Origin of the sequence: Gordonibacter pamelaeae (genome assembly GCF_003340385.1) — a bacterium.
Taxonomy (GTDB): domain Bacteria; phylum Actinomycetota; class Coriobacteriia; order Coriobacteriales; family Eggerthellaceae; genus Gordonibacter; species Gordonibacter pamelaeae.
Genome location: NZ_PPTS01000007.1, coordinates 197,734 through 217,594, shown reverse-complemented (window position 1 = coordinate 217,594; position 19,861 = coordinate 197,734). Strand labels below are relative to the sequence as shown.

The 19,861-nt window shown below is 70.2% G+C and carries 19 protein-coding genes; 18 read left to right on the top strand and 1 reads right to left on the bottom strand.

Translation table 11 applies throughout. The features are described 5' to 3' along the window. Position 1 precedes the first annotated feature (1 nt). The 18 genes from rsmD (at position 2) to smc (ending at position 19,401) form a co-directional block, all read left to right on the top strand. Complete coding sequence (rsmD, locus tag C1877_RS12155; RefSeq protein WP_114569289.1) at positions 2 to 592, top strand: 16S rRNA (guanine(966)-N(2))-methyltransferase RsmD; 591 nt, start codon at positions 2 to 4, stop codon at positions 590 to 592. Then, positions 589 to 1,068, top strand: coding sequence for a pantetheine-phosphate adenylyltransferase (coaD, locus tag C1877_RS12150; RefSeq protein WP_015538880.1), 480 nt, complete (start codon positions 589 to 591; stop codon positions 1,066 to 1,068). The genes rsmD and coaD overlap by 4 nt, the downstream gene beginning before the upstream one ends. Before the next feature lie 213 nt (positions 1,069 to 1,281). Further along, positions 1,282 to 1,755 carry an ATP synthase subunit B family protein gene (locus C1877_RS12145; RefSeq protein ID WP_015538879.1) on the top strand — a complete coding sequence of 158 codons (474 nt, stop codon included), beginning with the start codon at positions 1,282 to 1,284 and terminating at the stop codon, positions 1,753 to 1,755. A 77-nt stretch (positions 1,756 to 1,832) separates the two neighbouring features. After that, complete coding sequence (locus C1877_RS12140; protein ID WP_156790915.1) at positions 1,833 to 2,306, top strand: YceD family protein; 474 nt, start codon at positions 1,833 to 1,835, stop codon at positions 2,304 to 2,306. 183 nt (positions 2,307 to 2,489) lie between these two features. Then, positions 2,490 to 3,413, top strand: a complete 924-nt coding sequence (locus C1877_RS12135) for a helix-turn-helix transcriptional regulator (protein WP_114569287.1) — start codon at positions 2,490 to 2,492, stop codon at positions 3,411 to 3,413. Next, complete coding sequence (locus C1877_RS12130; protein WP_181813847.1) at positions 3,410 to 5,470, top strand: HelD family protein; 2,061 nt, start codon at positions 3,410 to 3,412, stop codon at positions 5,468 to 5,470. The genes C1877_RS12135 and C1877_RS12130 overlap by 4 nt, the downstream gene beginning before the upstream one ends. A 275-nt stretch (positions 5,471 to 5,745) precedes the next feature. Then, the gene (locus tag C1877_RS12125; RefSeq protein ID WP_015538878.1) at positions 5,746 to 6,324 is read left to right on the top strand and encodes a TetR/AcrR family transcriptional regulator; all 579 of its coding nucleotides are present in this window, start codon (positions 5,746 to 5,748) and stop codon (positions 6,322 to 6,324) included. 3 nt (positions 6,325 to 6,327) lie between these two features. Next, positions 6,328 to 7,908 (top strand): phytoene desaturase family protein, encoded by a 1,581-nt coding sequence (locus C1877_RS12120; RefSeq protein ID WP_220149916.1) that lies wholly within the window; start codon positions 6,328 to 6,330, stop codon positions 7,906 to 7,908. 210 nt (positions 7,909 to 8,118) lie between these two features. Further along, positions 8,119 to 8,490, top strand: a complete 372-nt coding sequence (locus tag C1877_RS12115; RefSeq protein ID WP_041238880.1) for a GntR family transcriptional regulator — start codon at positions 8,119 to 8,121, stop codon at positions 8,488 to 8,490. Further along, on the top strand, positions 8,483 to 8,779 hold the full coding sequence (locus C1877_RS15785) for an ATP-binding cassette domain-containing protein (RefSeq protein ID WP_227155161.1): 297 nt from the start codon (positions 8,483 to 8,485) through the stop codon (positions 8,777 to 8,779). Before C1877_RS12115 ends, C1877_RS15785 begins: the two co-directional genes overlap by 8 nt. Further along, on the top strand, positions 8,686 to 9,270 hold the full coding sequence (locus C1877_RS12110; protein ID WP_227155160.1) for an AAA family ATPase: 585 nt from the start codon (positions 8,686 to 8,688) through the stop codon (positions 9,268 to 9,270). The genes C1877_RS15785 and C1877_RS12110 overlap by 94 nt, the downstream gene beginning before the upstream one ends. A 4-nt stretch (positions 9,271 to 9,274) precedes the next feature. Then, positions 9,275 to 9,964 (top strand): hypothetical protein, encoded by a 690-nt coding sequence (locus C1877_RS12105; protein WP_015538876.1) that lies wholly within the window; start codon positions 9,275 to 9,277, stop codon positions 9,962 to 9,964. 167 nt (positions 9,965 to 10,131) lie between these two features. Continuing rightward, on the top strand, positions 10,132 to 11,412 hold the full coding sequence (locus C1877_RS12100) for a chloride channel protein (RefSeq protein ID WP_114569284.1): 1,281 nt from the start codon (positions 10,132 to 10,134) through the stop codon (positions 11,410 to 11,412). 16 nt (positions 11,413 to 11,428) lie between these two features. After that, positions 11,429 to 13,288, top strand: a complete 1,860-nt coding sequence (locus C1877_RS12095) for an ABC transporter ATP-binding protein (protein WP_181813846.1) — start codon at positions 11,429 to 11,431, stop codon at positions 13,286 to 13,288. Between the two features lie 175 nt (positions 13,289 to 13,463). Further along, positions 13,464 to 13,643 carry a 50S ribosomal protein L32 gene (rpmF, locus tag C1877_RS12090; protein ID WP_041238879.1) on the top strand — a complete coding sequence of 60 codons (180 nt, stop codon included), beginning with the start codon at positions 13,464 to 13,466 and terminating at the stop codon, positions 13,641 to 13,643. Between the two features lie 185 nt (positions 13,644 to 13,828). Further along, a complete protein-coding gene (plsX, locus tag C1877_RS12085; RefSeq protein WP_390624774.1) occupies positions 13,829 to 14,824 on the top strand; it encodes a phosphate acyltransferase PlsX in 996 nt (331 codons plus the stop codon). A gap of 152 nt (positions 14,825 to 14,976) precedes the next feature. Beyond that, complete coding sequence (rnc, locus tag C1877_RS12080; RefSeq protein ID WP_015538874.1) at positions 14,977 to 15,822, top strand: ribonuclease III; 846 nt, start codon at positions 14,977 to 14,979, stop codon at positions 15,820 to 15,822. A 3-nt stretch (positions 15,823 to 15,825) separates the two neighbouring features. After that, complete coding sequence (smc, locus tag C1877_RS12075; protein WP_114569282.1) at positions 15,826 to 19,401, top strand: chromosome segregation protein SMC; 3,576 nt, start codon at positions 15,826 to 15,828, stop codon at positions 19,399 to 19,401. Positions 19,402 to 19,463: 62 nt separating this feature from the next. Here smc and C1877_RS12070 read toward each other — a convergent pair whose 3' ends face one another. After that, a complete protein-coding gene (locus C1877_RS12070; protein ID WP_041238876.1) occupies positions 19,464 to 19,814 on the bottom strand; it encodes a hypothetical protein in 351 nt (116 codons plus the stop codon). Positions 19,815 to 19,861: the final 47 nt, after the last annotated feature.

The window sequence follows — 19,861 nt, the reverse complement described above, 5'->3', positions numbered from 1 at the left end:
CATGCGCATCATCGCAGGAGAGTTCAGGGGACGCACGATCAAGGCGCCGAAGGGGGACGGCACGCGCCCCACGACCGACCGCGTGCGCGAGTCGCTCATGAGCGCGGTGAACAGCGCCTGCGGGGGCTTCGAGGACGCCGTGGTGCTCGACGCGTTCGCCGGATCGGGCGCGCTCGGGCTGGAGGCGCTCTCGCGCGGCGCCTCGTGCGCGCGCTTCTTCGAGCGGGACGGCGCGGCCGAGCGCGTGCTCGAGGGCAACGTGCGCGCGCTCGGCCTGGACGCGCGCCGCGCGCGCGTGAGCCGCGGCGACGTGCTGAAGGACCCGCCCGTCCATTCCCGGCCCCCGTTCGACCTCGTGTTCCTGGACCCGCCCTACGCGCTCGCCGCGCGGGACGCGCTCGGCTTGGCGGCGGCCCTCGGACGCGGCGGCGCCCTTGCGCCGGACGTGCTCGTGGCGTACGAGCACGGGGCGGCCACCAGCGACGAGGCCGACGCGGCTGCCGCCGCCTGCGGGCTGGCGCTTGCATCGCGCAAGAAGTACGGCGATACTGTCGTGGACCTTTTCAGACCTAAGGAGCTTGACCTGCTATGAGACGAGCACTCACGCCCGGAACGTTCGATCCCATCACGAGCGGCCACCTCGACGTCATCACGCGCGCGGCCCAGCTGGTGGACGAGGTGGTGGTGGCCGTGGCCGCCTCGCCGAAGAAGCAGCCGCTGTTCTCGCTCGAGGAGCGTGCCGAGCTGGTGCGCCAGGCCACGAGCCACCTGCCCAACGTCCGCGTGGAGCCCTTCGACGAGCTGCTCGTGGACTTCGCCGCCCGCATGGAGGCCACCGTGGTGGTGAAGGGCCTGCGCGCCATCACCGACTTCGAGTACGAGTTCCAGATGACGGCGCTCAACTACCAGTTGAACCAGGAGCTGGAAACGCTGTTCATCATGTCGCCCCCGCAGTACATGTACCTGTCGTCGTCCATCGTGCGCGAGATAGCCAGTCTGCACGGCGACGTGAACGGCTTCGTGCCCCCGTGCGTGAAAGGCGCCCTTGAGGCCAAGTTCGCGGAGTAGCGGGCGGCGGCCCCGCTTTGCGCCGTGGGTTCCGGTATGGCAACGAGAATGCGACAGGGGCCCTCCGACCGGGTAAAATGTGCACGGTTTGTGCAGTGACGTTGGGTTATCCGGTCAAACCTGCTAGAATACTTTGACGCATGCGCGCAGGAAGACTCAAACCCCGTGCGCCGACGCACTTGAAACGCAGCACGCTTGGGTGGAAGGACAATCATGGACGAAACAGGAGTCTTGGGGCTGCTCGAAGAGCTCTCGATTCTTCTCGAGGACTCGAAGCCGGTCTTCGGCAAAAGCAACTTGCGCCAAGTCGACATAGCCGCGGCGTTCGAGATCATGGACGAGATCCGCGACACGTTCCCGAGCGAGTTCGCGCAGGCGCGCCAGATCGTTCGCGAGCGCCAGAGCCTGCTCGACGACGCCGAGGCCGAGGCCAACCGCATGATCGAGGACGCGCGCAGCCAGGCCATGACCATCGCCAGCGAGCAGGAGATCGTGCGCATCTCCCAGCAGCAGGCCGACCAGATCCTCGCGGACGCCCGCGAGCTGGAGCGCCAGACGCGCGCCGGCGCGGAGGACTACGCCGACGAGGTGTTCGGCCACGTGGAGCAGAGCCTCGACACGCTGCTGAACAACGTGCGCCGCTGCCGTGACCGCCTCAACGCCAACTCGCTCGCCGCGGGCCGCTGATGGAAGCGACGCGCATCCCTATACCCTCGGAGCTCTTCGCACCTGCGGAGAGCTCGCATTTTGAGGGAACGTACGCCGTGCCCGTCGTGAAGGCCGGTCCCGACCTGTACGACTTCGCCGAGCCGCTGGCCTGGCAGGTGGACGTGACGAACACGGGCGACGCGCTGCTCGTCACCGGCACCGTGGAGGGGGAGGCGAAGACGTCGTGCGCGCGCTGCGTGGACGAGTTCTCGTTCCCCGTGACGGGCGAGGTCGAGGGGTACTTCCTGATCGGCGCCGACAGGGAGGCGCCCGAGGACATGGACGACGACGAGTTCGACGTGCTGCCCGACGACAACGTCATCGACCTGGAGCCGCTGCTGCGCGCGGCGCTGCTCCTGGAGTTCCCGCTCGTGCCGCTGTGCGACGAGGAATGCAAGGGGCTCTGCCCCACGTGCGGTGCGAACCTCAACGATGGCCCGTGCGGCTGCGCGCCGGCCGAGGACGCGGGCGACGACGCGCCGCCCAACCCGTTCGCCGTGCTGAAGGACTTCCCGTTCGAGCAGAACTGACCTCCTTCCCGCCATCGCGGAGGGCCCGTCCCCGCCCTTTTCGATGCATTTGCCGCACTGTTTCGAAACGCCCGCCCTCGGCGGGCGTTTCCTTTTCCCGACAGAGCAAGAAAAGTAGAGACGCGTGCCGTGGCGTTCTGGTTCAATGGAGCATCCGGGCCGAAAGGGAGGAAGGAGGCTGGCATGGAGCTGGAGCACCTGCGCGCGGTGGAGCGGGCGGTGGCGTGCATCGAGGCGCACCGGGGCGGGCGGCTCGATCTGGACGCCATCGCGCGCGCTGCCGGCTACTCGAAGTTCCATCTGCACCGCCTGTTCGGCGAGGCGACGGGCATGACCGTGCACGCCTACGCGTCGCGCCGCCGGCTCACCGAGGCCGCCCGCGCGCTCGTGGAGACGCAGCGGCCCGTAGCCGACATCGCCCGCGAGGCCGGCTACGACAGCCAGCAAACGTTCTCGGCGGCGTTCGCCGCGCTGTACAAGGCGCCGCCGGCGCGCTTCAGGGCGGGCGGCGCGTTCTACCCGCTGCAGCTGCCGCTGGAGCTGGGCGGGCCCGCGGCCGGGCGGGACGGCTCGCCGGCGGGTGCGGCAGACGGCCGGGCCGGCTGGGAGGCCGGGACCGGTCCCTGGGAGGCCAGGGCCGCGACGCCCGCCGACGTGCCGGCGTGGATGGATCTCATGCGGCTCGCCGTGGACGGCTTCCCCTGGCTTGACGAGCGTCGGCACGGGGCCTGGCTGCGCGACGCCGTGGCCCGCGGCCGGGCGCTCGTCGCCTGCGGGGCGGGGTCGGCGGCCCTCGCGGGCGCGGCGGCCTTCGACCCTGCGCGGGCCCGCATCGACGTGCTGGCGGTGCATCCGCGGCAACGGCGGGGCGGAGGCCCGGCGCGGGCGCTCGTCGCGGCCGTGCAGGCCGCGCTGCCGGGACGCGACCTGGCTATCGCCACGTACCGCGCGGGCGACCGCGCCGACACGGGATACCGGCGAGACCTCGCGGCGCTCGGGTTCGAGGAGGCTGGGCTGGGCACGGAGCTCGGTTATCCCGTGCAATGGTTCCTGCTGCGCGCGGAGCCAAAGGATGGAAGCGGAAGCGGAAGGAGGAGCATCCTATGAGCGAAAGGGAAGGGCACGACGCCGTCAAGGCGGAGGAGGAGGCGCGGCTCGCCGAGACGCTCGGCCTCGTGCGCGCCGCCCTCGGCGAGGCCGAGGCCCTGCATGGGCGGATAGAGGACGGCTACCGCGAGGCCAAGCGCTACCAGGTGGCGTACCGCGGGGAGATCGACCCTGCGGAGGCCTTCCAGAACGAGCTGGCGCTGGCCGAGGTCGACCGGCGCGCGGCGCAGTCGCACGAGGCGGCCGCGCAGCTGCGCAAGATGCTCGACGCGCCCTACTTCGCGCGCGTGGACTTCGCGGCCGACGGGGAAGGGGGGCCGGAGGCGTTCTACCTGGGGCGCTTCTCGTTCGCGGCGGAGGGCCGCACCGTGGTGTCCGACTGGCGCTCGCCGGTGGCGGCGCTGTTCTACGAGCACGACGAGACGGGCCCGGCTGCCTACGAAGCGCCCTCGGGCCGTGTGGAAGGCTTTCTTTCGCGCAAGCGCCAGCTGGGGGTGGAGCGGGGCGAGCTCGTGTATGCGGCGGACAGCGCCTCGAGCGTGCGCGACGAGGTGCTGGCGCGCGAGCTGGGGCGCGATTCCGACCGGAAGATGCGCGTCATCGTCGCGTCCATCCAAGCCGAGCAGAACCGCATCATCCGCGACGAGGAGCCGGGCACGCTCGTCATCCAGGGTGTGGCGGGCTCGGGCAAGACCTCAATCGCGCTGCACCGCGTGGCGTACCTGCTGTACCGGCGGCGCGGCGAGCTGTCGTCGCGCCACGTGGCCCTCCTCTCGCCGAACCGCGTGTTCGCCGACTACATCGCCGGCGTGCTGCCGGAGCTCGGCGAGGAGCCCATCGAGGCGTTCGACCTGCGCGGCGTCGTGGAGCGGGCGCTCGGCGGCTCCGTGCGCGTCGCACCCGCGCGCTCGAGCGTGGACGCGGTGGACGAGGCGTGGCGCGAGCGCGCCCGCTTGAAGGGGACGGCCGCGTTCGCCGACGCGGTGCTCGCGTTCCTCGAGCAGGTTCCCGAGACCGCGTTCGCGGCGGAGGATCTGACGTTCGGACGGCGCACGCTGGATGCGGCCTGGATCGACGTGCGGTTCCGCGCGCACGGGGGCCTCGCCTTGGAGGAGCGGCTCGACCTCGTGGCCGCGAGCGTGGTCTACGAGCTGGAGTCGACGAGCGTCGGGCGCGACCGCCACGCCGTGCCGACGAAGCGGGAGGCGCGCCGGCGCCTGGCCGGCATGCTGCGCGCTAAGGACGCGCTTTCGCTCTACCGCTTCTTCATGGCCGAGCACGGATGGGACGGCGCGCTCGCAATCGGGTCCAAGCGCACGGTGGAGTGGGAGGACGCCGCGCCGCTCGCGCTCCTCCAGGGCGCGTTCTCGGGCTTCGAGCGCTACGACGGCGTCAAGCACCTCGTGGTGGACGAGATGCAGGACCTGACGCCGGTGCAGCATGTGCTCGTGGCGCGCCTGTTCCGCTGCGGCAGGACCGTGCTGGGCGACTGCTGCCAGGTGGTGGACGACGGCAACTCCGCCACGCTCGAGGACGTGGCTCGGGCCTACGGCGCGGCGCGCGTCGTGCGGCTCACGCGCAGCTACCGTTCCACGAGCGAGATCGTGGCGCTCGCGAACCGCGTGAAGCCCGCCGCCGGGCTTGAGGCCGTGGAGCGGCACGGCGAGGAGCCGCGCATCGTCGGCTGCGCGGATACGGCCGAGGTGCTCGCGCGGACGCTCGAAGCCGTCCGCGCCTTTCGCGCGAGCGGCCGCAAGACGCTCGGGATCCTGCACGCTTCCGACGAGCTGGCCGCGCGCTACGCCGAGCTGCTCTCCCGCGACGTGGACGTCCACCTGCTGACCGAGCGCACGGAGACCTTCGAGGAGGGCGTGTCGGTGGCGTCCGTCAAGATGGCGAAGGGCCTCGAGTTCGACGAGGTGGTCGTGCTCGACGCCGACGAGCGCTTCTTCTCCACCGAGCTCGAACGCACCCTCCTCTACGTCGCGGTCACCCGCGCCCTGCACCGACTGACCGTCCTGCACCGGGGAAGGCCGAGCAGGTTCCTCGCGGGGTAGGGCGCCGCGCGCTGCGGACGCTTACGCGGGCTGCCGGCTTTCTCTGCGAAGGCCGTTTTTGCTTCGCTCCATGGCCGCTGCGGTGTTTCACGTGAAACATCCGTGCTAAGACCCCAGATGTTCCACGTGAAACGTCCGTGCACTCCGTTGATGTTCGCTGCCCGGCCCCTTTCTCGCGCATGACACGCGATCTCATATTCCTCGCATTCTCGTCTCGCGTGCTCCTTCCTCGTGCTACTATGTTGAATAATGATTCAATGAAGGATGTTCAACCAATGGTGACGAGGCAGGAGCAGCGGGAGCAGCGGCGCGAGGAGATACTCCGGGCGGCGCTGCGCCTGTTCGTGCGCAAGGGATACGCGGGCACGAAGGTGGGCGACATCGCCGAGGCGGTGGGCATGAGCGCGGGGCTCATGTTCCACTACTTCGATTCGAAGGAAGCGCTGTACGAGGAGCTGATAGGCCTGGGCGTGAGCGGCCCGATGGCGATGATGGGCGAGGGGGCCGAGGGCGGCGCGATCGCGTTTTTCGAGGGGGCCGCCGCGGGGGTCCTGGGCTATCTGCGCGAGGAGCCGTTCATGGCGGACATGTTCGTGCTCATGGGCAACGCGCTCATGGACGAGGCCATACCGCCGCGCGCGAAGGAGCTGCTCGCGGGCTTCGATGTGAACACGCCCACTGCCGAGGTGGTGCGCCGCGGCCAGCGCGAGGGAAGCATCCGCGAGGGCGACCCCGTTGCGCTGTCCGTCGCGTTTTGGGCCGCTATCCAGGGCATCGCCGAAGAGCTGGCCGTGTATCCCGATATGCCGTGCCCGGAGCCGGAATGGATCGTCGACATCGTGAGGAAGAGGTAGGGAATGAACATGCAGCGAACGGATGTTTCATGTGAAACATCGGTGGACGGGTTGCCGAGCATGGCGGGCTCGGCAGGGGCGGCGGGAGCGGGAGCCTCGCCGAAGCGCATCGCCGTCGTGGGGGCCGGCATCGCGGGACTCGCGGCGGGGGTGTACGCGCGCCAGAGCGGCTTCGACGTCACCGTCTTCGAGTCGCACACGATCCCTGGCGGCGCGTCGACCAGCTGGAGCCGCAAGGGCTACCTCTTCGAAGGAGGTATGCACTGGCTCACGGGATCGTCGCCGAAGACCGCGCTCAACGCGGTGTGGACGGAGATCGGCGCGCTGAACCCGGAGGTGCCCGTCTACGTGCGCGACCCTTTCCTCGTCTACGAGTTCGAAGGGCGGACCGTCTGCCTCTATCGCGACCTCGACCGGCTCGAGAAGCACCTGCTGGACGTCGCGCCCGAGGACGCGCGCGAGATACGCCGTCTGGTCAAGGACGTGCGGAAGTTCATGAAGATGGACATGCCCGTCACCGACCTCAAGGGCGTGCAGGCGGCCGAACCCCGCAAGATGGGACTCGGGGCGATGCTGCCGATGCTGCCGGCGATGCCGCGCATGCCCTTCTATGCGAACCAGACCGCCCGCGCCTTCGCCGAGCGATTCTCGAGCCCTCTTCTGCGCACCCTGTTCTCGAGCATGGTCGGCGAGGACATGAGCGCGATGGGCCTCGCCTTCACGCTCTCGACGCTGGCCGCAGGCGACGGCGGCTACCCGCTGGGAGGCTCGCTCGCCATGGCGCGGCGCATCGCGGAGACGCTGGAGCGGCTGGGAGGCCGCATCGAGTACCGCACGCCGGTGGAGCGCGTGGCGGTGGTGGGCAGCCGCGCGACGGGCGTGGTCGTGGACGGCGAGGAGCGCGCCTTCGACGCCGTGATCGTGACGCAGGACCTGCGCATGGCCGTCGACGAGCTGTTCGACCCGCCGATTGCCGAAGGGTGGGCCGACGACCTGCGGGCGAACGTCTCGCCGATCCTCGACACGTTCGTGAGCCTCGGCGTCCGCGCCGACCTCTCGGACGTGCCCGAATCGGTCGGCTTCCCCGTCGACGAGCCTGTCTTCTGCGGCGGGCAGCGCCACGACGCGCTCGCCATCAACAACTACGCCGCCTACGAGGGCTACGCGCCCGCGGGCTGCACGGCCATGACGCTGTTCATGAACGGCGACACCTACGACTGGTGGGCGGCGCGCAAGGCCGACGGCACCTACGCCGAGGAGAAGCGGAAGCTCGCCGAGGCAGTGATCGCCGCGGTGTCGAGGAAGTACCCGCAGATCGAGGGCAAGGTGGAGGTGTGGGACGTGGCCACGCCGCTCACCTACGAGCGCTACCTGCACTCGTACAAGGGCTCGTGGATGTCCAACATGGCCCCGGGCGAGAAGACGCGCAGCTACCCGGCGAAGCCCGAGGGCATCGCAGGCGCGTACTTCGCCGGCCAGCGTCTCGTCGCCCCCGGCGGCCTGCCCACTGCGGTGGAGACCGCCCGCACCGCCGTCCAGCACCTCTGCCGCGACACGGACACGGTGTTCCAAGGGGTGCTCTGAGGTGCGCGGATAGGATGTTTCACGTGAAACATCCGTGCTAAATCGCCAGATGTATTGCGCGAATTAGTAGAGTTGCGAACGCGAGGGAGGCGCGTTGGGTCGAACGATCCGGCGCGCCTCCCTTTTTCTGCTTGACATCCCATCGCACTGCCCGTACACTGCTGGTTAGTTACTTGAGTAACTAACCAGCAAGGAAAGGACGGAGGAATCGTGAACATCGATCCGGGGCGCGACGTGCCGCTGTTCGTGCAGATCGCCGAGCAGATCGAGGACGACGTCTTCACGGGCGCGTACGCCGAAGGGGACCGCGTCCCCTCGACCAACGAGCTCGCGGCGCTGCTCGGCATCAACCCGCACACCGTCCTCAAGGGCATGAACATCCTCGTGGACGAGGGCATCATCTACAAGAGGAGGGGGATGGGCATGTACGTGCAGGACGGCGCGCGCGAGAAAGTGCGCGCGAAGCGCGAGAGCGCCTTCGACGAGCGCTACGTGAGTGCGCTCGTGGCCGAGGCGAAGAAGCTGGGCCTGACGAAAGAGCAGGTCATCGACCTCATCGAGAAGGGATACGATCATGCGTGAGCTGCGCGCCGAGCATTTGACGAAGCGGTTCGGGAAGACGACGGCGCTCGACGACGTGTCGCTGTCCTTCGAATACGGGAAGATCCACGCGCTCCTCGGCCGCAACGGCGCGGGCAAGACGACGCTGCTGGGCATCGCGTCCAACCGCCTCGTGCCCACGGAGGGCCGCATCCTGGTGGACGGCGAGCTATGCACGTGGATGACCTCATCGAGCAGATGGGTCGCTTCCACGAGGGGTTCGACGCCAAGCGCGCCAAGCGCTTGGCTAAGGCGTTCGACCTCGATGTGAAGGCGAAGACGGGCGCGCTCTCCACCGGCTACCGCACCATCTGCCAGCTCGTGCTGGCGCTCTCGCTCGACGCGGACTACCTGCTGCTCGACGAGCCGGTACTGGGCCTGGACGCCGCCCATCGCGAGCTGTTCTACCAGCTGCTGATGGAGGACTACCTGGAGCGCCCGCGCACGGTGGTCATCGCCACGCACCTCATCGAGGAGGTGGCGAACCTCGTGGAGCGCGTCACCATCATCGACGAGGGTCGCGTGCTCATGCAGGCCTCGGCCGACGAGCTGCGCTCGAGCGGCTACAGCGTGTCGGGGCGCGCAGCCGACGTGCGCGCGTACTGCGAAGGGCTCGACGTGCTCGACGTCGACGAGCTGGGCGGCGTTGCGGTGGCGTACCTCTTGGGCACTCCGGACGCCGAGCGGTTGAACGACCGTCTGGACACGGCGCCCGTCAACCTGCAGAAACTGTTCGTCAAACTGACCGAGAAGGGGGAGTGACCTCATGAAACTCAAAGCGGCCATCCGCTACCAAGCTGTGGAGCTCGTGCAGAGCGCGGCGGTGTTCTGCCTGATCATCGGGGCTATCATCGCCGCTGTGGCCCTGATCGGCCTCACGAAGGGCGCTTATCTGTCGGTGCCTAACATGGGGTTCCTGCCCTACTTCCTCATGCCCCTGCTCGCCCTTTCCACGTTCCAAGGCGACATTCGCTTCCTTATGCAGATGGGGCTCACGCGCCCTCAGGTCATCGCGAGCACGGTTGCGTCGTTGGGGGCGGCCTGCCTGTTCCTCGGTCTCGTCGAAGCCGCGTGCGTGATCCTCGTGTCGTTCTGGCCGCAGATGCAGTCGTTGTACTTGATGTCGTACGGGCTCAGCAACGGTCCTGCGCTCGACTTCCTGTTCATGGCTCTGGGGTGCGCCGCGACTTCGGGCGCGGGACTCGCGTTTGCCGCGCTGCAGATGCGTTTCGGCACGCGGCGCGTCGTGCTCGCCTGCGCGGCGTTGGTCTTGGTAGGGCTCACGATTTTGACGAACGTCGAGGGAGCGGCCTGGGCATTTGCCGGAACCATGTCTTGGCTGCTCGGCTTCGGCGAAGGGGCGAGCTTGGCGAACCCGTTTCTCCTGTTCGCTGTCGTGACGGCCCTCGGCGTGCTCGTTGCCTGGGCTGCTGTCCGCCGCATCGAGGTTCGCTGAACCTGAGGGGCGTGTCGAGGGAACCGTTCCCTCGACACGCCCCCGCGTCGTCAACCGGGGGGTGGCGGGTCGTTGACGGGCGCCGTCTGCGGCTCCGTCGCTCGCTGCGCGTCGCCTACCATGAGCGGGATAGGCATCCATTCGGGCGACGAGGCGGTGAGGCGGGCATGGCGAATCGCAGGGCGCGGGGCGGCGTCGATCCCTCCCAGGTCGCACGTCACTTCCTGTTTGCTCTCGCGGCGGGCGTCGCGGGGGCCGCGGCCTCCATCGCGCTCTCGCTCGCCGTCGACCTCGCCGCCGGGCTCTCGGGGCGCTTCCCGTGGCTGCTCCTCGCGCTGCCAGTGCTCGGCGCGGCCTCCGTCCTGCTCTACCGTGCGCTCAGGCTGCCCGCCCACCTGGCCACCGACACGCTGGTCTACCGCCTGCGCCGCAACGACCGCGTGCCGCCCGCGCTCGCGCCGGGCATCCTTGCGGGGACGTTCCTCACGGTGCTCGGCGGCGGGTCGGTGGGCAAGGAGGCGGCGGCGCTGCAGATGGGCGCGTCGCTGGGCGCGCTCGTGGGCCGCCCCTTCAAGCTGGCGCCCGTGCGCCGGGGCTCGCCGGCCATTCCCCAGGGCTACGCGGCGGCCACCGGCATGGCGGCGTGCTTCGGGGCGCTCTTCTTCGCGCCGCTCGGCTCGACGATGTTCGTGCTGGAGCTTGCGCGCTTCGACCGGACGGTGGCGCGCCACGTGCCCACGCTGCTGCTGGCGTCGTTCGCGGCGTTCGGCATCGCGCGGCTGACGGGCATCGGCGACGTGATCCCGCGCGTCGCCGTGCCCGCCTTCTCCTGGCCGCTCGTGGCGCAGTGCGTGCTCGTGGGCCTGGCGTGCGGCGCGGCCGGCACCGTGTTCGGCACGGGGCTGCGCCTCGCGCGGCGCGTTGTGCGCCGGCGGGTGGGCAGGCCGCTCCTCGCCGCCGTGGCGGGCGGCCTGCTGTTCGCAGGCATCGTGCTGGCGTTCGGGTGGCAGGGCTTCGAGGGCACGGGCATGCCGCTTCTGCGCGGCGCGCTCGCGGGGCACGCGGGCGGCGCGGACTTCGCCGTGAAGGCGGGCCTCACCGTGCTCGCGCTCGGGTTCGGGCTCAAGGGCGGCGAGATCATGCCCATGTTCACGATCGGAGCGCTTCTGGGCTGCGCGCTCGGGGAACTCACGGCGGCGGCCGCGCCGTTCTCGGCCGCGCTCGGGCTGGCGGCGTTCTTCGGGGCTGCGAGCCGCTGCCCGCTCGCGGCGCTCCTCATGGGCGCGGAGATATTCGGCCTGGCCGCCGCGCCGTACCTGGCGCTCGCCGTGGCCGTGGCCTACGCGGGCAGCCGCGACGTGGGCGTGTTCGGGCACGGCACGGTAAGCGAGCTCGCGCGCCTGCGCGCACGGGCCCGCGAAGAACGCATGCGAAAGCACCGGAGGTAGCGCTACAATGGCAACCATGGACACTAAGAAGAATACCCCGGCCCCTGCGGCCGATCCCACGGCCCCTTCGGGCGCCGACGAGCCGCGCGTTTCCGCGCGCCAGGTGCTCGCGCGCTTCGTCGCCTATTACAAGCCCTACAAGTTCCTGTTCTTCTTCGACCTCGTGTGCGCCTCGGTGCTCGCCGCGGTCGATCTGGCCTTCCCCCAGTTCCTGGGCTTCTTCACGAGGGAGTTCTTCCTGGAGCCGCCCGAGGCCATCCTCTCGGCGCTCGGCTGGATCGCGCTCGGGTTCGCCGCGCTCTACGCCCTGCGCACGGCCTGCCAGTACTTCATCACGGCGTGGGGCCATATCATGGGCGCGCGCATGGAGGCCGACATGCGCATGGACCTGTTCAGGCAGTACCAGCGCCTGTCGTTCAGCTACTACGACCGCAACAACACCGGCGAGATGATGAGCAAGCTGCTCACCGACCTGTTCGACATATCGGAGCTGGCGCACCACGGGCCGGAGAACCTGTTCATCTGCATCCTGAAGATCGCGGGCTCGTTCGTGCTGCTGTTCATGATCAACGTGCCGCTCACGGCCATCATGCTGGCGGCCACGGCGGTCATGGCGGCCTACGCGTTCTGGCGCAACTACCGCAAGCGCGTCATCTTCACGGAGAACCGCAGGAAGATGGCCGACATCAACGCGCGGCTGCAGGACTCGCTCGGCGGCATCCGCGTGGTGAAGTCGTTCGGCAACGAGGGCGTGGAGATAGCGAAGTTCGGCGGCACGAACGAGCGTTTCGTGGACACGAAGGAGAGCTCGTACAGGTTCATGGGCGCGTTCCACGCGGTGAACTCGGTGTTCACCGGCGTGCTGTACACCGTGACCATCGTGGGCGGCGGCTACTTCGTGGCAACCGGCGGCCTGGCGCCCGCCGAGCTCGCCATCTACGCCCTGTACATCGGCATCTTCCTGTCGCCCATCGAGCAGCTCATCAACTTCACCGAGCAGTTCCAGAAGGGCTACGCGGGCTTCCGCCGCTTCATGGAGGTGCTGGCCGTGCGGCCCGACGTGCGCAACCGGCCCGGCGCCCTGCCGCTTGCGGCCGCCGAGGCAGAGCGCGGGCGGGCGGACGGGTTCGTGGCCGGAGAAGTGCGCTACCGCGGCGTGCGCTTCGGCTACGACGGCGAGCACGAGGTGCTGCGCGGCCTGGACCTGGCCATACCGGCCGGGACGACCGTGGCGCTCGTGGGGCCGTCGGGCGGCGGCAAGACCACCACGTGCTCACTTCTGCCCCGTTTCTACGACCCGGGCGCGGGCTCGGTGGAGATCGACGGCATCGACGTGCGCGACGTGACGGTGGAGACGCTGCGCGAGGCCATCGGCATCGTGCAGCAGGACGTGTACCTGTTCGGCGGCACCGTGCGCGAGAACATCGCCTACGGGCGACCCGATGCCACGGACGCCCAGATCGTGGAGGCGGCGCGGCGCGCGAACATCCACGAGTTCGTCATGGGCCTGCCGGAGGGCTACGACACGTTCGTGGGCGAGCGCGGGGCGCGGCTGTCGGGCGGGCAGAAGCAGCGCATCGCCATCGCGCGCGTGTTCCTGCGCAACCCGCGCATCCTCATCTTGGACGAGGCCACGAGCGCGCTCGACAACGAGAGCGAGCGGGCCATCCAGGCATCGCTCGAGGAGCTGTCCGAGGGCCGCACCACGCTCGTCATCGCGCACCGGCTGTCCACCATACGCGGCGCCGACCTCATCGCGGTGGTGGAGGACGGCCGCATGGTGGAGCAGGGCACCCACGACGAGCTGCTGGAGCTGGGCGGCACGTACGCGCGCTACTACGAGATGCAGTTCGGCCGCCCGTCGGAGGGGCTCTGATCCACGCGGCGCGCCCCCGGGGCGGCCGCCGTGTGGAGCACGTGTGGCATGTCGAAGAAAAGCGCAGATGGGGCCTTGCGCGGCGCACGAACCTTTGGTACTATACCGTTTCGCATGTTTACTAAGCGAGGACGGGCGGCACGGGTTCGCCCGGCTTACAGAAGGAGCATAGATCATGGCAGTACCTAAGCGCAAGATGGGCCGTATCCGCACCCATAACCGTCGCAGCAGCAACGATAAGATCGGTGCGCCCGCCCGTTCCGTGTGCCCGCAGTGCGGCGAAGTGAAGCTTCCGCACCGCGTGTGCCCGAACTGCGGCTTCTACAAGAACCGCGAGGTTATCGAGACGGAATAGCGCATCCGCGCTTTGGCGCGCGCTCTTCGGCCGCGTTGAAAAGCCTCCCCGCACGTCAGCGCCCGCTGATGCATGGGGAGGCTTTTTCAGGTTGGTCGAGCAAGGCGCGCGGCTGGGACCCGGCAGGGCCGGGGCTCGCTCAGGAGGCCGGCCTCGCGGGAGGCCGTCGGCAGAAGGAGGCAATCATGTCCGAGGAAGTCACGATAGCGGTCGACGCCATGGGGGGCGACGACGCCCCGGGCGTCGTGCTCGACGGCGTGGCCCAGGCGCTCGAGGCCGACGGGGCCCTGCACGTGGTGCTGTGCGGCCCGGCCGAGGTGGTAGAGCCGTTCGCGGCGGCGCACGAGCGCTGCGAGGCGCGCGTGACGACCGAGGTCATCGGCATGGGCGAGCACCCGGCCGAGGCCGTGCGCAAGAAGAAGGACTCGTCTGTGGTGGTGGGCTGCCGCCTGGTGAGGGAGGGCGCCGCGCAGGGCTTCTTCTCCGCCGGCTCCACGGGCGCCTGCCTGGCGGCAGGGACGCTCGTCATGGGCCGCATCAAGGGCGTGGCGCGCCCGGCGCTGGCCACGGTCATCCCGTCGCCCGTGCGCCCGGTGGTCATGTGCGACGTGGGCGCGAACGCGGACTGCAAGCCTGCGTACCTCGTGCAGTTCGCCCAGATGGCCACCGTCTACGCCGAGCGCATCGTCGGCATCGAGAACCCGTGCGCGGCGTTGCTGAACATCGGCGAGGAGGAGGCGAAGGGCTCGCAGTTCGCCCAGGAGGCCCACGCGCTGCTGAAGGAGCAGCTGCCCAACTTCGCCGGCAACGCCGAGGGCGGCGACATCCTCCCCGCGAAGTTCGACGTCATCGTCGCGGACGGCTTCACGGGCAACGTGTGCCTGAAGACCATCGAGGGCACGTCCAAGACCCTGTTCAAGACGCTCAAGGGCATCATGATGCGAACCCCCGTCACGAAGCTGGGGGCGCTCGCCATCAAGGGCGGCCTGAAGGAGCTCATGGCGCAGGTGAGCCCCGACACGTACGGCGGCGCGCCGCTTCTGGGCGTGAAGGGGGCGCTGCTGGTGGGGCACGGCTCCTCGAGCGCCTTCGCGGTGAAGAACGGCGTGCTCACCACGGCCGGCGTGGTGCGCGCGGGGGTTTCTGAAATAATCGCGCAGACCGTGGCGAAGGGCGCGTAGTCGGCTACAATGAACCGAACGGCAAGGTGGCCCCGGCGCGTCCGCGTCCGGGGCCTTCCTTGCGCCTGGCCTCCCCGTCCTGGCGGGGGCGCGGGGCGGCGCCGACGGACCGGAACACACGAGAGAAGCGACCAGCAGAGGGCCGAACCTTCATGATATTGACCGAAGAGCAAGAACAGAAGCTCGCCAGAGCGCAAGAGATACTCGACTACCGCTTCGATAGCGAGCACCTCCTGCTCTCTGCCATCACCCACCCCTCGGCAACCGAGGGCAAATCCGTCAAGTACTCCTACGAGCGCCTTGAGTTTTTGGGCGACAGCATCCTGGGAGCCATCGTGGCGGCCATCGCGTTCCACCGTTTCCACGACCTGGACGAGGGCGGGCTCACGCGCATCAAGGTGGCGCTCGTGTCGGGCGCGAGCCTGTCGGACGTGGCCGACCGTCTGGGCTTCGCGGACGTCATCGTGTTCGGCTCGTCGGAGACGGGCACGGGCAAGCGCGGCCTGCACTCCGCGCTGGAGAACGTGTACGAGGCCGTGGTGGCGGCGCTCTACCTGGACGGCGGCATCGGGGCCGCGCAGGAGTTCGTGGAGCGCACGCTCATCCCGCGCATGTCGCTGGACATGGCGCGCGAGCCGGAGAACCCCAAGAGCGCCCTGCAGGAGAAGCTGCAGGAGGACGGCATCACGCCCACGTACAAGCTCGTGGAGACGCAGGGGCCGCCGCACGACCGCACGTTCGTGGCGCAGGTGTTCGCCGGCACGCAGGGCCTGGCCCGCGGCACCGGCCGCACGAAGAAGGAGGCCGAGAGCCAGGCGGCCAAGAGCACGCTCGCGCGCCTCGGCGAGTTCTTCGGGCTGGGCGTGGACGAGGAGACGCGCGCCGAGAAGGCCGAGGCGGCCAAGCTGGCCAAGGCCGAGAAGGCGGCGGCGCGCGCCGAGGAGAAGGCGCGCAAGAAGAGCGAGCGCGCCCAGGCCAAGCAGCGCAAGCAGGGGTAGGCCGTGTACCTGAAGTCGCTCGTCCTCAAGGGTTTCAAGTCGTTCGCCGACCGCAGCGCGCTCGCGCTCGAGCCGGGCATCACGGCCGTGGTGGGCCCGAACGGCTCGGGCAAGTCGAACATCTCGGACGCGGTGCTGTGGGTGCTGGGCGAGCGCAACGCGAAGAACCTGCGCGGCCAGGCCATGGAGGACGTCATCTTCGCGGGGTCGTCCGCACGCAAGCCGGTGGGCATCGCCGAGGTGGACCTTGTGCTGGACAACTCGGACGGCACGCTTCCCGTGGACTTCGCCGAGGTGGCCATCACGCGCCGCATGTACCGCTCCGGCGAGAGCGAGTACCTGATCAACGGGGTGGTGGCGCGCCGCATGGACGTGCTGGACATCCTGCACGACACGGGTCTCGGCACCGGCACGCACTCCATCATCAGCCAAGGCTCGCTCGACTCCATCCTGCAGTCCAAGCCGGAGGACCGCCGCGCGCTCATCGAGGAGGCGGCCGGCGTGCTGAAGCACAAGCAGCGCAAGGCCAAGAGCGAGCGGAAGCTGGAGCACATGGACCAGCACCTCGCGCGCGTGAAGGACGTGGCGGCCGAGGTGGAGCGCCAGCTGGGGCCGCTCGAGCGCAAGGCGAAGCGCGCGCGGGCCTACCAGGGGCTGTCCGCCGAGCTCTCCGAGCTCACCTTGGCGCTGGCCGTGGACGACCTGCGCGTGCTGCAGCGCGCCTGGGACGAGGCCGTGGGGCGCGAGCGGGCCCTCGACGAGGAGCTGGCGCAGAAGAAGGCCGCCATCGCCGAGGCCGAGGCGCGCGTCGAGGAGCTGCAGGAGCGGATACGCCGCGAGAGCGCCGACGCGGGCGAGCTGGCGAAGACCCATCGCCGCGCGTCGTCGGCCGTGGAGCGCTTCGACGGCGCCACGCTGCTTTTGCACGAGAAGCGCCGCGCCGCCCAGGCCCGCGAGGCCGAGCTGCGCGTGGCGCTGGAGGCGGGCAAGGCGCGGCGCGCGGCGGCCGAGGCCGAGCGCGCGCAGGCGGCGGCGCAGGTGGGCGAGGTGCGCGCCGAGCGCGAGCGCGCCGACGCCGACGTGGCGCGCCTCGCCGAGGAGCACGCGTCGCTCACCGAGCGCCACCGTGCGCTCGACCGCGAGGCGGCCGCGCTCACCGAGGCGCGCCGGAGCGCCGAGCGGGCGCAGGAGCAGGCGCGCCGCGAGCTCGCGACCACGCAGGAGTCGCTGGCCAGCGGCCTGGCGCACGTGAAGCTCATCGAGGGCCACGGCAAGGAGCTGGAGCTGCAGCTCGAGCGCTCGCAGGCCGACGCCGCAGCGCTCGCCGAAGCGGCCGCGGCCGCCGGCGCGGCACTGGAGGCGCTCGCCGAGCGCGAGGCGGCGGCGCGCGGGGCGGTGAGCGCCGCGTTCACGGCCCGCGAGGCCGCCCGCACCGCGCTCGAGGAGGCCCGCGACGAGGCGTCGCTCCTGGCCTCGGAGATCAAGGGGCTCGAGGAGGTGGAGCGCGCGAGCGCCGCCGCCGGGCCCGCCCGCGCCTGGCTGCTCGACCACGCCGACGAGCTGTCCTGCGCCTTGGCGCCGCTCTCGCACGTGCTGCGGGCCGAGGCGGGGTCGGAGGCGCTCGTGGAGCGCCTGCTGGGCGGCGACGTGGCGGCGCTGCTGGTGGACGAGGCCGCCGGAGCGGCCGCCGTGGCCGCCGCGCTCGCGTCCTGCGACGAGCAGGGCGAGGTCGTGCTCGTGGCGCGCGCCGACGCCGCCGGGCCCGCCCGCGCCGCCGGCGAGCTGCCAGCCCGCGCCGCGGCGGCGGCCGGGCTCGGGCGCGCGCTCGTGGACGGTCTGTCGTACCCGCCCGAGGCCGCCCGCGCCGTGGAGGCGCTGCTGGGCGACGTGGTGGTGTGCGACGGCCTGGATGCCGCGCTCGCCGCCCATGCGCGCGATGCCTCCGGCGCCCGCTTCGTCACGGAGGACGGCTGCGTGGTGTGGCCCGGGGGCAAGGTGACGCTCGGCGCCGCCGCGGCCGACGACGCCGAGGGCGTGCTCGCCCGCGCCCGGCGCCTGGACGGCCTGCGGGCGCGTTTCGCCGAGGCCGAAGCCTCCCGTGACGCCGCGCAGCAGGCGTCCGCCGCGGCCGAGGAGGCGCTGCGGCAGGCCCAGGGCGAGAGCCTGCGCCTGTCCCAGGAGCTGGCCGAGCTGCGCGGCAAGACGGACGCCGCCCGCGCCGACGCGCGGCGCGCCGAGGAGAAGCTGGCGGCCGTGCGCCGCGAGTTCGAGGACATCGAGCGCCAGCGCGCCGAGGCCGAGCGTACCGTGGCCGAGGCGCGGCCGTCGGTGGAGGCCCTGGAGCAGCGCCTGGCCGGCCTGGCCCGGCAGCTGGAGGAAGACACGGCGCGCCTCGCCGAGGCGCAGGACGCCGTGGTGCCGCTGCGGAAACAGGCGGCCCAGGTGCGCGACGCGCTGGCCGAGGCGAAGCTCAAGGCGGCCACGCTCGCCGAGCGCGAGACGTACACGTCCCGCGTGGCTGATGCGCGCGCCCGCGAGATCGAGCAGGCGGCCGCGGCCGACGCGGAGGCCCGCGAGGGCCTGCTGCGCAAGGTGGTGGCGCAGCGGCGCATCGAGCCTTTGCTCGCGCTCATGGAGGAGCTCTCCGACAGCGCCCGGCGCCGCACGCGCGCGCTCGAGGACGCCGCGAACGCCGCCCAGGACGCCGCCGGGGGCATGCACCAGGCGGCCAACGAGGCCCGCACCGCCGCGCGCGCCGCGCACGACGCGTTCGACGAGGCCAACGCCCGCATGGGACAGGCCCGGGTCGACAAGGGCCGCCTGGAGGTGCAGGTGGAGGGGGCGGTGAACGCCATCGTGCACGACTGCAAGGTGCCGCTCGACCATGCGCTCGCGCTGCCCGAGCTGGAGGACCGGGGCGCGGTGGAGGACCAGGCGTTCAAGCTGCGCCGCCGCATCGCCAACATGGGCACCATCAACCCCGATGCCGCCGACGAATACGAGCGCCTCAAGGAGCGCTACGACTACCTGGCCGCGCAGCTCGCCGACCTCGACGGCGCGCGCCGTGCGCTCGGCAAGATCGTGCGCGTCATCGACGCCCGCATGAAGGACGACTTCGTCCGCACGTTCGACGCGGTCAGCAAGAACTTCAGCGAGATATTCGCCGTGCTGTTCCCGGGTGGGTCGGCCGAGCTCTCGCTCGTGGACCCCGACGACTTGGAGAACACGGGCGTGGAGGTGACGGCGCAGCCGCGCGGCAAGCGCATCACGAAGATGATGCTCATGTCCGGCGGCGAGAAGTCGCTCACGGCGCTCGCGCTCCTGTTCGCGGTGTACCGTATCCGCACGACGCCGTTCTACATCCTGGACGAGGTGGAGGCCGCGCTCGACGACTCGAACCTGCGGCGCCTCACGTCGTACCTGGAATCGCTGCGCGACTCCACGCAGCTCATCATGATCACGCACCAGCGCCGCACCATGGAGATGGCCGACGTGCTGTTCGGCGTGTCCATGCAGGCCGACGGCGTGACGAAGGTGGTCAGCCAGAAGCTGGAGCACGCGCTGCGCCACGCGGAGTAGCTTCAACGTGCGTGCGGGAGGGGGAGCGGGCGATGGCCGCACCCCCGCCGCGGCCGCCTCGCCTACTTCACCAGCAGGTAGACGATGTTGGCGAGGGCCCAGGCGAAGAACAGCACGCAGTTGGCCTTCGCCAGCACGTCGAGCACCTTGTTCGACAGCTTCTCGCCCTTGACCAGCACGTCTGCGTTCAGCAACGAGAAGAAGAGGATCATGAGCGAGTAGCCGTTCATGTTGCTCTCGTTGCCCGTGACCAGCGAGTAGACGAAACCCGCCCAGATGAAGGGCAGCATGACCAGGGTTATCGTCTGGAACAGGCTCGCATCTTGCCGCTTGCGAAACCCGGGGTCCTTCCTCTGCTCGAACCAGCCTTCCGCCTGCCCGCTTGCCGCAGCTTCCAAATGCTCTTCAGCCATGATGAGACGCTCCATTTCCAGATAGAGTATAGTGGGAACCGAAAGTA

What these genes read in the sequence shown, in the direction of transcription:
- C1877_RS12120 (WP_220149916.1), top strand. Translation starts at nt 6,328, where the DNA reads ATGAACATGCAGCGAACGGATGTTTCATGTGAAACATCGGTGGACGGG.
- C1877_RS12105 (WP_015538876.1), top strand. Translation starts at nt 9,275, where the DNA reads ATGAAACTCAAAGCGGCCATCCGCTACCAAGCTGTGGAGCTCGTGCAG.
- rpmF (WP_041238879.1), top strand. Translation starts at nt 13,464, where the DNA reads ATGGCAGTACCTAAGCGCAAGATGGGCCGTATCCGCACCCATAACCGT.
- C1877_RS12145 (WP_015538879.1), top strand. Translation starts at nt 1,282, where the DNA reads ATGGACGAAACAGGAGTCTTGGGGCTGCTCGAAGAGCTCTCGATTCTT.
- C1877_RS12070 (WP_041238876.1), bottom strand. Translation starts at nt 19,814, where the DNA reads ATGGCTGAAGAGCATTTGGAAGCTGCGGCAAGCGGGCAGGCGGAAGGC.
- rnc (WP_015538874.1), top strand. Translation starts at nt 14,977, where the DNA reads ATGATATTGACCGAAGAGCAAGAACAGAAGCTCGCCAGAGCGCAAGAG.
- rsmD (WP_114569289.1), top strand. Translation starts at nt 2, where the DNA reads ATGCGCATCATCGCAGGAGAGTTCAGGGGACGCACGATCAAGGCGCCG.
- plsX (WP_390624774.1), top strand. Translation starts at nt 13,829, where the DNA reads ATGTCCGAGGAAGTCACGATAGCGGTCGACGCCATGGGGGGCGACGAC.
- C1877_RS12100 (WP_114569284.1), top strand. Translation starts at nt 10,132, where the DNA reads ATGGCGAATCGCAGGGCGCGGGGCGGCGTCGATCCCTCCCAGGTCGCA.
- C1877_RS15785 (WP_227155161.1), top strand. Translation starts at nt 8,483, where the DNA reads ATGCGTGAGCTGCGCGCCGAGCATTTGACGAAGCGGTTCGGGAAGACG.
- C1877_RS12130 (WP_181813847.1), top strand. Translation starts at nt 3,410, where the DNA reads ATGAGCGAAAGGGAAGGGCACGACGCCGTCAAGGCGGAGGAGGAGGCG.
- C1877_RS12125 (WP_015538878.1), top strand. Translation starts at nt 5,746, where the DNA reads ATGGTGACGAGGCAGGAGCAGCGGGAGCAGCGGCGCGAGGAGATACTC.
- C1877_RS12135 (WP_114569287.1), top strand. Translation starts at nt 2,490, where the DNA reads ATGGAGCTGGAGCACCTGCGCGCGGTGGAGCGGGCGGTGGCGTGCATC.
- coaD (WP_015538880.1), top strand. Translation starts at nt 589, where the DNA reads ATGAGACGAGCACTCACGCCCGGAACGTTCGATCCCATCACGAGCGGC.
- C1877_RS12095 (WP_181813846.1), top strand. Translation starts at nt 11,429, where the DNA reads ATGGACACTAAGAAGAATACCCCGGCCCCTGCGGCCGATCCCACGGCC.